Here is a 12,564-nt window from a genome sequence, read left to right as displayed (position 1 = left end):
GAGATATACTATTATAAGAAGGTTTAATTATTATGAAAGAAAATTTTTGGAGTGAATTACCACGTCCTTTTTTTATTTTAGCACCTATGGAGGACGTTACTGATACCGTTTTTCGACATGTTGTAAGTGAGGCTGCTAGACCTGATGTTTTTTTCACTGAATTTACAAACACTGAGAGTTATTGCCATCCGGAAGGTATTCATAGCGTTCGTGGAAGATTGACATTCAGTGAAGATGAACAGCCTATGGTAGCACATATATGGGGCGATAAACCCGAACAGTTTAGAGAAATGAGTTTTGGTTTAGCTGAAATGGGTTTTAAAGGTATAGATTTAAATATGGGATGTCCAGTAGCTAATGTCGCAAAGAAAGGTAAAGGTTCTGGTTTAATATTGAGACCTGAAACAGCTGCTGAGATTATTCAAGCTACTAAAGCTGGTGGATTACCTGTTAGTGTCAAAACCCGTTTAGGTTATTATGATATTGAAGAGTGGAAAGATTGGTTAAAACACGTTTTTAAACAAGATATCGCAAATTTATCTATACATCTTCGAACACGCAAAGAGATGAGTAAAGTAGATGCGCATTGGGAATTAATCGCAGCAATTAAACAATTAAGAGATGATATCGCACCTAATACATTACTAACGATTAATGGAGATATTCCAGATAGACAAACTGGACTTGAACTTGCCATGAAATATGGTGTTGACGGTGTGATGATAGGTAGAGGGATCTTTAATAATCCGTTTGCTTTTGAAAAAGAACCCCGTGAACATACTAGTAAAGAACTATTGAATTTGTTTAGATTGCATTTATCATTGTTTGAGAAATATTCAAATGATGAAAGTCAACAATACAAAAGTTTAAGAAGATTTTTTAAGATTTATGTGAAGGGGATTAAAGGAGCTAGTCAATTACGTCATCAATTAATGAGTACAGAATCGGTTGATGAAGCACGCGATTTATTAGATGAATTTGAGTCTAAAATTGAAGAAGATATAAATTAATTTTCTAAAACATTAGATATAGTTATTAGATAATAGGTTTATTATAAAAACAAGCCAGTAAATGAATTTTTATGTTAATTCATTTACTGGCTATTATAATCATTTAAGAATTTTAAATTATTTATTATTCTTAGCAACTTGTCTATATCTCAAATACATTAAACCTAGTAATATAAACCATATTGGAGTTAAGAAAATAGCATTTCTAGTTGTTTCATTTACAAATAATAAACAAAATACTAAGAAGAAGAATACTAATATTGCGTAACCCATATATTTACCACCAGGAAGTTTATAAGATACAGTTTTATGTAGCTCAGGATTTTTTCTGTGATAATTAATATAAGCAATAATAATTAATGCCCATACGATAATAAATAATACAGTCGAAATTGTTGTTACATAAGTAAACACTAACGTAGCATCCGGGAAGATGTAGTTTAATAATGCTGTTACTAATAATAATGCAGATGAACCAATAATAGCAAAATGAGGAACACCATTTTTATTAGTACTTCTAAAGATAGGTGGTGCTTGATCTTGTTCTGATAAACCAAATAACATACGACTGTTTGAGAATATACCACTATTACAAGATGATGCTGCAGCAGTTAATACTACAAAGTTGATCAATCCAGCAGCGAAAGGAATACCAATTAATGAGAATAATCTAACAAATGGACTTTCACTAGGGTCAACTTTATCCCAAGGAATAATAGACATAATTACCGCTAATGCACCAACGTAGAATACTAAAATTCTTAACGGTACAGCATTGATAGCTTTTGGAATTGTTTTCTGAGGATCTTTAGTTTCTCCTGCAGTTACACCAATCATTTCAATACCAACAAATGAGAACAATGCCATTTGGAATGACATAAAGAACCCAGATGCTCCGTGAGTAAAGATGCCATGTTTATATAAATTTGTAAAACTCGCATGTCCAAATTGTGTTTTATATGCCATTAAAATCATGACTAAACCTACAACGATTAAAGCGATGATAGTTATAATTTTAATAATAGCGAACCAGAATTCTAATTCACCAAATAATTTAGCACTAAGCAAATTAAATAGCATTAATATAAGCACACAGAATAGTGCACTAATCCAGTTTGGAATTGCAGGGAACCAGAAACTAACATATTTAGCAACAGCAGTTACTTCAGCCATACCTGTTATAATCCAGCACAACCAATAAGTCCAACCAGTTACAAAACCAGCAAACGGTCCTATGTATTCATTTGTCACATCGGCGAAAGATTTGAAGCGAGTATTTTGAATTATAATCTCACCTAAGCCTCTCATAAACATGAACAACATGAAACCTATAATAATATAAGTTAATAGAATAGATGGACCAGTCATTGCTATTGTTTGACCTGCTCCCAAGAATAATCCGGTACCTATAGCGCCACCAATAGCAATCAATTGCACATGACGATTACTCAATCCTCTTTGTAATTTTTCTTCAGCCATAAGACAACTCCCTTACATTTAATTAATATTATTATGCACTTATAAATTCAATTCGACAATTATTTTTCGAATTTTTTCTAAAAATCCCTCTAAATTTAGATTAAATAATTGTAATCAAGCTTGATAATTAAATTGAAATTTTCAATATTTTCTCATTAATTACATAATTTAAATTGGAATGAAAGCTTATATAATGGCGTTTATTGGGCGTTTAAGTAAAGATAAGTTTAAAAATTTAAAGTTAAATAGCATTTATTGAACGATATATAATCGTTCACAAAAGTTATCACATTGGCTATAATAGTATTTGAAAGCCATTACATTATGTATAAGAAAAGGGGAATTACTTATGGCAGAATTACAAAAAGGTTTAGAAGGGGTAATTGCAGCTGAAACTAAAATCAGTTCAATTATTGATAGTCAATTAACGTATGCGGGATACGATATTGATGATTTAGCAGAAAATGCATTGTTCGAAGAAATAGTGTTTTTATTATGGAATTATAGATTGCCTACTCAAGATGAATTAGATGCATTAAGAGAAAAATTTAATCATTATATGACTTTAAACCCAAGAGTTTATAAGCATTTTGAAGAATACGCAACTGATAATGTGCACCCTATGACGGCACTACGTACATCTGTATCATATATTGCTCATTTTGATCCTGATGCTGAAAATGAAACAGAAGAAAATAGAAAAGAAAGAGCAATACGTATTCAAGCGAAAATTGCATCTTTAGTTACAGCATTTGCGCGTGTTCGTGAAGGTAAAGAACCTGTTAAACCTAATCCTGATTTAAGTTATGCAACTAACTTCTTATATATGTTAAGAGGAGAATTACCAACAGATACTGAAGCTGAAGCATTTAATAAAGCATTAGTGTTACATGCTGACCATGAACTTAATGCTTCTGCATTTACTGCACGTTGTGCCGTATCGTCTTTATCTGATATGTACTCTGGTATTGTAGCTGCAGTAGGTTCATTAAAGGGACCTTTACATGGTGGAGCAAATGAACAAGTAATGAGCATGCTTGCTGATGTTAAATCAGTTGATGAGGTTGATGCTTATTTAGATGAAAAATTCAAAAATAAAGAAAAAATCATGGGATTCGGTCATAGAGTATACAAAGACGGAGATCCAAGAGCCAAATATTTACGTGAGATGAGCCGAAAAATCACTTCTGAAACTGGTAGAAGTGAATTATATGATATTTCAATAGCTATTGAGAAACGTATGAAAGAAGAGAAAGGACTTATTCCTAATGTCGATTTCTTTAGTGCTACTGTATATCATAGTATGGATATTCCACACGATTTATTCACGCCAATTTTCGCGGTAAGTCGTACATCTGGTTGGACAGCACATATTCTAGAACAATATCGTGATAATAGAATAATGCGTCCTAGAGCTAATTACGTCGGTGAAACAAATCGTAAGTATTTACCAATTGAAGAAAGATAAATTATAAACTTTAATAGATTTCACAATATTTGGAGGTAAAATTATGTCAACTGAAAAAATTACTAGAATTAACGATGGATTAAATGTACCTAATGAACCAATTATTCCTTTTATTATTGGTGATGGTATTGGCCCAGATATTTGGAAAGCAGCGAGTCGCGTTATTGATGCGGCTGTTGAAAAAGCATATAACGGCGAAAAACGTATTGAATGGAAAGAAGTATTAGCAGGTCAAAAAGCTTTTGATAAAACTGGTGAATGGTTACCTCAAGAAACGCTTGATACGATTAAAGAATATTTAATCGCTATTAAGGGACCTTTAACTACACCAATTGGTGGTGGTATTCGTTCATTAAATGTTGCATTACGTCAAGAATTAGACCTATTTACATGCTTACGTCCAGTTCGTTGGTTCAAAGGTGTTCCTTCACCAGTTAAACGTCCACAAGATGTTGATATGGTTATCTTCCGTGAAAATACTGAAGATATTTATGCAGGTATCGAATTTAAAGAAGGTACTGATGAAGTTAAAAAAATCATTGATTTCTTACAAAATGAAATGGGTGCTACTAACATTCGCTTCCCAGAAACTTCAGGTATTGGTGTGAAACCAGTTTCTAAAGAAGGTACTGAACGTTTAGTTAGAGCTGCAATTCAGTATGCAATCGATAATAACCGTAAAACTGTTACGCTTGTTCATAAAGGTAATATTATGAAATTCACCGAAGGCGCATTTAAGCAATGGGGCTATGATGTAGCTCATAATGAATTTGCTGATAAGGTATTTACTTGGCAACAATACGATGAAATTGTTGAAAAAGATGGTAAAGATGCAGCAAATCAAGCTCAAGAAAAAGCTGAACAAGATGGAAAGATCATTATTAAAGATTCTATCGCTGACATTTTCTTACAACAAATTTTAACTCGTCCAGCAGAACATGATGTAGTTGCTACAATGAATTTAAATGGTGACTATATTTCGGATGCTTTAGCAGCTCAAGTGGGCGGAATTGGAATTGCACCTGGTGCAAACATTAACTATGAGTCAGGACACGCTATTTTCGAAGCAACACATGGTACTGCACCTAAGTATGCTGGTTTAAACAAAGTTAACCCATCTTCTGAATTATTAAGTTCAGTTCTAATGTTAGAACATTTAGGTTGGCAAGAAGCCGCTGATAAGATTACTGATGCAATTGAAGCTACTATTGCTTCTAAAGTTGTAACTTATGATTTTGCTCGTTTAATGGATGGTGCTACTGAAGTATCAACTTCAGAATTCGCTGATGAGTTAATTAAAAACTTAAAGTAATTTATTTACACATTAATAATTTAAAACTTTAAAAAATTAATAGATTGATGATGCATGGCACTAATGTAGTAGTTAACACAATAGCGCAAGTTTTAAGGGATTCTCAATCTTAACAATTTTTAATAAAAGTGGAACAGTGAATTTAAATTAAATTCTGTTCCGCTTTTTTATTATGAAGTAAAGCAAATAACTATAATTTGTTAATAATTTTTTAAAAATAAATAAATAAATACTCAATATTTGGAAAATAATCATATGATTGTTAAGATTATGTAAATTTAATATGTTGTATGTTATTTTTGTTTTAACTTCCGTTATAATGAAATTGAAATGTTATATTAATTCAGGGAGGCACATTATGTCACAAAAAGTATTAGTGGTTGACGATGAGCAATCAATTGTAACTTTACTTAAATATAATCTTGAAACGGCTGGTTACATCGTTGAGGTAGCTTACGATGGTGAAGAGGCTTTGGAAAAGGTGAATGAAATTCAACCAGAACTTGTCGTTTTAGATGTAATGTTACCTAAGAAAGATGGTATTGAAGTATGTAAAACAATACGTTCTGATAAAAATTTAGTACCTATTTTAATGTTAACTGCAAAAGATGATGAGTTTGATCGTGTATTAGGATTAGAATTAGGTGCCGATGATTATATGACAAAACCTTTTTCTCCTAGAGAAGTAGTGGCGAGAGTTAAAGCTATCTTGAGAAGATCGAAATTTGCTAGTGAAATTGAAAAAGAAGATGTTGATGATGAGGATATATTGATTGAAAATATTAGAATCAGACCTGAATTCTTTGAGGTATATAAAGATGATGAATTATTAGAACTCACTCCTAAAGAATTTGAACTATTGTTGTATCTAATAGAAAGACAAGGGCGAGTAATCACTCGAGAGCACATGTTAAATTCAGTATGGAATTATGAATTCGCAGGCGATTCTCGAATTGTTGATGTTCATATAAGTCATTTAAGAGACAAACTCGAAGAGAATCCGAAACAACCTAAATTAATTAAAACTGTTCGTGGACTCGGTTATAAATTAGAGAGACCTAAAGCTTAATGCTTAAATTTCATCATAGATTATTATTGCTATTAAGCACAATTACTATAATCAGTTTTATTGGTTTAGGCGTCATTATTCATCATACAATTTATCAAATATTATCAACAGCTCAGGTTAGGGAACTCAAACATGTATCTGAAAATTTTTTGAAATTAAACAAGCAAAATGAGAATAATGAAATTAAAAATATTTCAGCTAATCAAAATTTAATTGTTAGAATTTCTGAAAATGGTAAAGTGATATACCAAACTGGTAACCAAAATAAAATAAATGATAACATTGATAATGAAGCTAATCCATCAAATATCATTTATAAAAGAGAAAATGGTCAGGTTAGATACACATTTAAAACAACTGTCAATGACAAAACGATATACATAAGTGGGATGAATACTGAGATTCTTGAATTACAAAAAAGTATGTGGAAGTATTTGTCTTTAATAGGAATTATTGTTCTTTTAGCGATTTATTTAGCTGTTAGAAGTATCAATCGTACATATATTAGACCGATTAATGAAGTGACTTATGCTACCTCGTTAATTGCAGATGGATACTATCATGTTAGAGTACCTGAAAGCAATGTTAAGGAGACAAAAGCGCTATTTGTCACAACTAACGATCTTGCAAGACGTTTACAAAAGCTTAATAATAAACAAAAAATGCAATCAAATCGATTAAAAACAACATTAGAAAATATACCAAGTTCAGTATTAATGATTGACAAACATGGTGAAATTGTGGTGGCCAATCATGCATACTATGAGTTGTTTAGACCAAACGGTAAGGTTGAAAATAAAAACTATACATCATATTTAGATCCTAAAATTCAACAATTAATTCTAGAAAGTTTTAAAACTGAAAAGCCATTATATGATCAGATAGAAATTTTATTAAATAATGTTCATCATAAATATTTCGATTTGTCATGTGTTCCAATACTAAGTAAATCTAAGAAAAAGTTACAAGGTATGGTTGTAGTAATGCATGACATTACAAATTTGAAAAAATTGGAAAACTTGCGTCGGGAGTTTGTTGCAAATGTATCTCATGAGCTTAAAACACCTATTACATCTATTAAAGGCTTCGCTGAAACACTCATCGAAGGTGCGAAAAATGATGAAGAATCACTTGATATGTTCTTAAATATTATTTTAAAAGAATCTAATCGTATTGAGTCTCTCGTTATGGATTTATTGGATTTATCACATATCGAACAACAAACAGAGATAGAAACAGCATTTATGAATTTATCAGAGCTTGCTTACACAACTATTGATAATTTACAAAACCAGGCAAGATATAAAAATATTAAAATAGTATCCGAAATAGAAAAAGATGTCATTATAGAAGCACATGAAAACAAAATTGCACAAGTCATTACTAATTTACTATCAAATGCAATTAATTATTCACTTGAGAATAATGAGGTTATTGTAAGAGTGTATAGAGAAGGACATGAAGTAAATTTAGAAATACAAGACTTTGGTATTGGAATAGATAAAAGTGATCAAAAGCATATTTTTGAAAGATTTTATCGGGTGGATAAAGCAAGAAGTAGAGATTCAGGTGGTACAGGTTTAGGTTTATCTATAACAAAACATATAGTAGAGGCACACCATGGAACGATTAATGTCGAAAGCAATATTGGTGAGGGCTCGCTATTTAAAGTTTCATTTTTAGATGAACAAGAATAATATCATTCAATTAAGAATGACTATAATATCGAGGTACAAGAACTTTTATTTTGATTAATAATTAATACTATTATTTTAAGGCCTTTCGTATACTTGAACCAAAAATTTGGTTGAGGATATGAAAGTGCCTTTTTTATTTAAATAATAAGTAATGTAGAGTGTGAAAAGTTATTGTATAAACCATACATTCGTTATGGCACAGGTTATATGCTAAAATAAAATAAAATCACTCTGGAGGTATACGCTTTGAATAAATTAGTTTTAATTGATGGTAATAGTTTAAGTTTTAGAGCATTTTATGCATTACCACTACTTTCTAACAAAGCAGGAATACATACGAATGCAGTATACGGTTTTGCTATGTTATTAGAAAAGATTATAAGAAAAGAACAACCAACACACTTTTTAGTTGCGTTTGACGCCGGCAAAACAACATTTAGACATTCAAAATTTAGTGAATACAAAGGCGGAAGACAGAGTACCCCACCTGAGTTAAGCGAACAGTTCCCATACATTCGACAATTATTAGATACTTACCATATAAAGCACTATGAGTTAGAAAATTATGAGGCTGATGATATTATAGGCACATTAAGTAAAGAAGCTAACGAGCAAGGGTTTGAAACGATTATTGTTACTGGTGATCGAGATTTGACACAGTTAGCAACTGATAATGTTACAATTTATTACACTAAGAAAGGTGTAACAGATGTTGATCATTATACTCCAGAATTCATTAATGAAAAATATGATGGACTTAATCCAAGTCAAATTATAGATATGAAAGGACTTATGGGTGACACATCTGATAACATCCCTGGCGTTGCTGGTGTAGGTGAAAAGACGGCTATCAAATTATTGAAACAATTCAATACTGTTGAAGGTGTTTATGACAATATAGAATCTGTTTCAGGAAAAAAATTAAAGGAAAAACTTGAAAACAGTCGTGAAGATGCATTTATGAGTAAAGAATTAGCAACAATTAATAAAGATAGCCCAATTGAAGTTGCATTACAAGATACTAAGTTAGAAAATCAAGATGATAATAAAGATAAAATTGAATTATTCAAAAAGTTAGAATTCAAACAATTATTATCTGATATAGATAGTAATATTACTGAAGAGAATCACGAGGATAAAGTCATTGAAGTGAGTAATGATTTTAACAACATAAATTTTAAAGAATTAAAAGAAGCTGTGATTCACATCGAAGTAGATGGTACCAATTACTTACAGGATACAATTTTAAAATTTGGATTTTATGATGGAGTGGACCATGTTGTAATAGCTTCCGATCAACTAAAGGAATATCCTGAATTGATTAAATGGCTAGAGAATGATACTACAGAAAAAATTGTTTATGATGCTAAAAAAACATACGTTGTTGCGCATAGATTAGATATAGATATAAAAAATATTGTATTTGATGTTATGTTAGCAAGTTATATTATTGATCCATCGAGAACGATAGATGATGTAAACTCTGTAGTAAGTAATTATAATCAAAATTTTGTTCAAGATGATATTTCAGTTTATGGCAAAGGGAAAAAGCGACATGTTCCAGAAGACGCAATTTTAAATAAGCATATTGCTACAATCACAGAGGCAATTTATGCCTGCAAACCTGAAATGGTTGCTGAATTAGAATCGCACCAACAAATTGATCTATTGTTAAATTTAGAACTTCCACTTGCACGTATTTTAAGTGAAATGGAAGAAACAGGAATTTATACGGATATTAATGATTTAAAACAAATGCAGTCTGAAATTCAAGAAAAATTAGATTTACTAATAAGTAATATTCACGAAGCGGCTGGGGAAGAATTTAACATTAACTCTCCTAAACAATTAGGTGTAGTATTATTTGAAACACTAGAACTACCGGTCATTAAAAAAACAAAAACTGGATATTCTACTGCAGTTGATGTGTTGGAGCAGTTACAAGGTCAGCACCCAATCATTGACTATATACTTGAATATCGTCAATTATCAAAATTACAATCCACTTATGTAGAGGGATTACAAAAAGTCATAAGTAAAGATAACAGAATTCATACTCGCTTCAATCAAACATTAGCACAAACTGGTCGTTTATCAAGTGTAGATCCTAATTTACAAAATATACCTGTCCGTCTTGAAGAAGGACGTAAGATTAGAAAAGCTTTTAAGCCTACTTCAAATGATAGTGTGATATTATCAGCTGATTACTCTCAAATTGAATTACGTGTACTTGCTCATATTACCCAAGATGAAAGTATGAAAGAAGCATTTATCAATGAAAGAGATGTTCATACTGCTACTGCGATGAAAGTATTTAATGTAGAAGCGAATGAAGTTAACGCTTTAATGAGAAGACAAGCTAAAGCTGTTAACTTTGGAATAGTATATGGTATTAGTGATTATGGTTTGAGCCAGAGCTTAAACATTACTCGAAATAAAGCAAAAGCATTTATAGATGATTATTTGGCAAGTTTCCCAGGTGTAAAACAATACATGTCTGATATTGTTAAAGATGCGAAAGCAGATGGATTTGTTGAAACATTATTGCACCGTCGTAGATATATACCAGATATTAATAGTAGAAACTTTAATTTGAGAGGTTTTGCTGAACGTACGGCAATGAATACTCCAATACAGGGTAGTGCAGCAGATATTATTAAATTAGCAATGGTAGAATTTGATAGACAAATTAAACGAACGTCATATCATGCTCAATTATTACTACAAGTACATGATGAATTAATTTTCGAAGTACCTGCAAATGAAGTTGAAGATTTTAGTTTATTTGTTGAGGAAATTATGGAACACGCATTACAATTAGATGTGCCGTTAAAAGTAGATTCTAACTATGGATCTACATGGTATGATGCAAAATAGAAAGAGGAATTAGAAATGCCAGAATTACCAGAGGTTGAACACGTTAAAAGGGGTATAGAGCCTTATATATTGAATGCAACTATTAAAAGTGTGACATTTTCAAACAAAGTTATTGAGGGTAAACAACAAGGAAAAGAGACAATTATTAAAGGAATTAATTTGGATGGTTTCAGATTGAATAGTGAAAGTTTTAAAATAAAATCCGTTGATAGAAGAAGTAAATATATTGTCTTCACTATTGAAAAAAATAACAACCAGCGTATTATATTAAGTCATTTAGGTATGGCAGGCGGATTTTTTATTGTCGATAAATTATCAGATATTAGTACACCTAACTATCGAAAACATTGGCATATTGTGTTTCATTTAGATAATGGTCAACAACTTGTTTATTCTGATATTAGACGATTTGGTGAACTAAGAAATCTAGCTACCTATAATGATTATCCAGCTTTTCTTGAAATTGCGCCTGAACCTTTTGATGACAATGCATTAAACTATTTTTTAGACCGGATTAAACTTAAGAAATACCAAAACAAACCTATTAAACAAATGTTGCTTGATCATAAAATGATAGCAGGTTGTGGAAATATTTATGCATGTGAAGCGTTATTTAGAGCAGGCGTTTTACCTGAGAGAAAAGTAAAAGATGTATCTAATCAAGAACGACAAATGTTATTTTATTATGTTCAAGAAGTATTAAATGAGGGTATAAATAATGGCGGTACTAGCATTTCTGATTATCGTCATGCTGATGGCAAAACAGGAGAAATGCAATTACACTTAAATGTATATAAACAAAAGACATGTAAAATATGTGGTCATGATATTGAGCAAAAAGTCATTGCATCGCGAAATAGTCATTTTTGTCCATATTGTCAGAAATAAAGGTGAGTGAATATTTATGCCAAAAGTTATTGGATTAACAGGTGGTATTGCCACTGGAAAGTCAACGGTTTCTGAGTTATTAACAGCACTTGGTTTTAAAGTTGTTGATGCTGATATAGCTGCAAGAAAAGCTGTTGCAAAAGGAACCAAAGGTTTAGAACAAGTTAGAGCAGCTTTTGGTGATAGTGCTATCACTGAGGAAGGTGAAATGGATCGCAAATATATAGGTGAAATTGTTTTTAATCACCCAGAGAAACGTTTAGAGTTAAATGATATTGTGCATCCTATAGTTAGAGAAATAATGGAAGAAGAAAAGCAATCATATCTTAATCAAGGTTATGATGTCATTATGGATATCCCGCTTCTTTTTGAAAATGAATTACAAAATACAGTTGAAGAAGTATGGTTAGTATACACGTCTGAAAGTATTCAAATTGAGAGATTGATGGAGCGAAATCAATTGTCGCTAGAGGATGCGAAAGCGCGCGTTTATAGTCAAATATCAATAGATAAAAAGAGTAGAATGGCAGACCATGTTATTGATAACCTAGGGGATAAGTTGGAACTGAAACAAAACTTAGAACAGCTATTGACTGATAAAGGTTTTATTAACAAAGATATATAAAATTTGCTTAAGCAATTATTTATGCTTCGGCTCTAGTAGATGAATGATGTAAATGTCAAATTTTTACATAGATAAGTCTATTAGAGCTTTTTTGTTAACCAAATATTGTCGATTAAAAAATTTTTTAAAATTAATAGAA

The 12,564-nt window shown here is 31.2% G+C and carries 9 protein-coding genes; 8 read left to right on the top strand and 1 reads right to left on the bottom strand.

The genetic code is table 11. From position 1 onward, the window contains the following. Window positions 1–32: 32 nt before the first annotated feature. Window positions 33–1,010, top strand: a complete 978-nt coding sequence (locus HMPREF3265_RS02570) for a tRNA dihydrouridine synthase (protein WP_070441167.1) — start codon at window positions 33–35, stop codon at window positions 1,008–1,010. A 117-nt stretch (window positions 1,011–1,127) separates the two neighbouring features. Here HMPREF3265_RS02570 and HMPREF3265_RS02565 read toward each other — a convergent pair whose 3' ends face one another. Beyond that, window positions 1,128–2,489, bottom strand: coding sequence for an amino acid permease (locus HMPREF3265_RS02565; protein WP_037551028.1), 1,362 nt, complete (start codon window positions 2,487–2,489; stop codon window positions 1,128–1,130). A 349-nt stretch (window positions 2,490–2,838) separates the two neighbouring features. On the opposite strand from HMPREF3265_RS02565, the gene HMPREF3265_RS02560 reads away from it, so the two are divergent. From HMPREF3265_RS02560 to coaE, 7 genes are all read left to right on the top strand, one after another. Then, window positions 2,839–3,957: a citrate synthase gene (locus tag HMPREF3265_RS02560; protein WP_070860973.1), complete on the top strand. Its 1,119-nt coding sequence runs from the start codon at window positions 2,839–2,841 to the stop codon at window positions 3,955–3,957. A 43-nt stretch (window positions 3,958–4,000) separates the two neighbouring features. Next, window positions 4,001–5,269 carry an NADP-dependent isocitrate dehydrogenase gene (icd, locus tag HMPREF3265_RS02555; protein ID WP_070441160.1) on the top strand — a complete coding sequence of 423 codons (1,269 nt, stop codon included), beginning with the start codon at window positions 4,001–4,003 and terminating at the stop codon, window positions 5,267–5,269. A 358-nt stretch (window positions 5,270–5,627) separates the two neighbouring features. Beyond that, window positions 5,628–6,338 carry a response regulator transcription factor gene (locus HMPREF3265_RS02550; RefSeq protein ID WP_037536805.1) on the top strand — a complete coding sequence of 237 codons (711 nt, stop codon included), beginning with the start codon at window positions 5,628–5,630 and terminating at the stop codon, window positions 6,336–6,338. Next, window positions 6,338–8,035 carry a two-component system histidine kinase PnpS gene (gene pnpS, locus HMPREF3265_RS02545; RefSeq protein WP_070441157.1) on the top strand — a complete coding sequence of 566 codons (1,698 nt, stop codon included), beginning with the start codon at window positions 6,338–6,340 and terminating at the stop codon, window positions 8,033–8,035. Before HMPREF3265_RS02550 ends, pnpS begins: the two co-directional genes overlap by 1 nt. Window positions 8,036–8,281: 246 nt before the next feature. Continuing rightward, window positions 8,282–10,912, top strand: coding sequence for a DNA polymerase I (gene polA, locus HMPREF3265_RS02540; protein WP_070441154.1), 2,631 nt, complete (start codon window positions 8,282–8,284; stop codon window positions 10,910–10,912). Between the two features lie 15 nt (window positions 10,913–10,927). Beyond that, window positions 10,928–11,800 (top strand): bifunctional DNA-formamidopyrimidine glycosylase/DNA-(apurinic or apyrimidinic site) lyase, encoded by an 873-nt coding sequence (gene mutM, locus HMPREF3265_RS02535; protein ID WP_070860972.1) that lies wholly within the window; start codon window positions 10,928–10,930, stop codon window positions 11,798–11,800. Between the two features lie 16 nt (window positions 11,801–11,816). Then, complete coding sequence (gene coaE / locus HMPREF3265_RS02530) at window positions 11,817–12,425, top strand: dephospho-CoA kinase (RefSeq protein ID WP_070860971.1); 609 nt, start codon at window positions 11,817–11,819, stop codon at window positions 12,423–12,425. Window positions 12,426–12,564 lie beyond the last annotated feature (139 nt).

This window comes from Staphylococcus sp. HMSC62B09, assembly GCF_001839115.1.
In the GTDB taxonomy this organism is placed as follows: domain Bacteria; phylum Bacillota; class Bacilli; order Staphylococcales; family Staphylococcaceae; genus Staphylococcus; species Staphylococcus haemolyticus.
The sequence above is the reverse complement of the archived record's forward strand: the minus strand, read 5'-3'. Positions and strand labels throughout refer to the sequence as shown.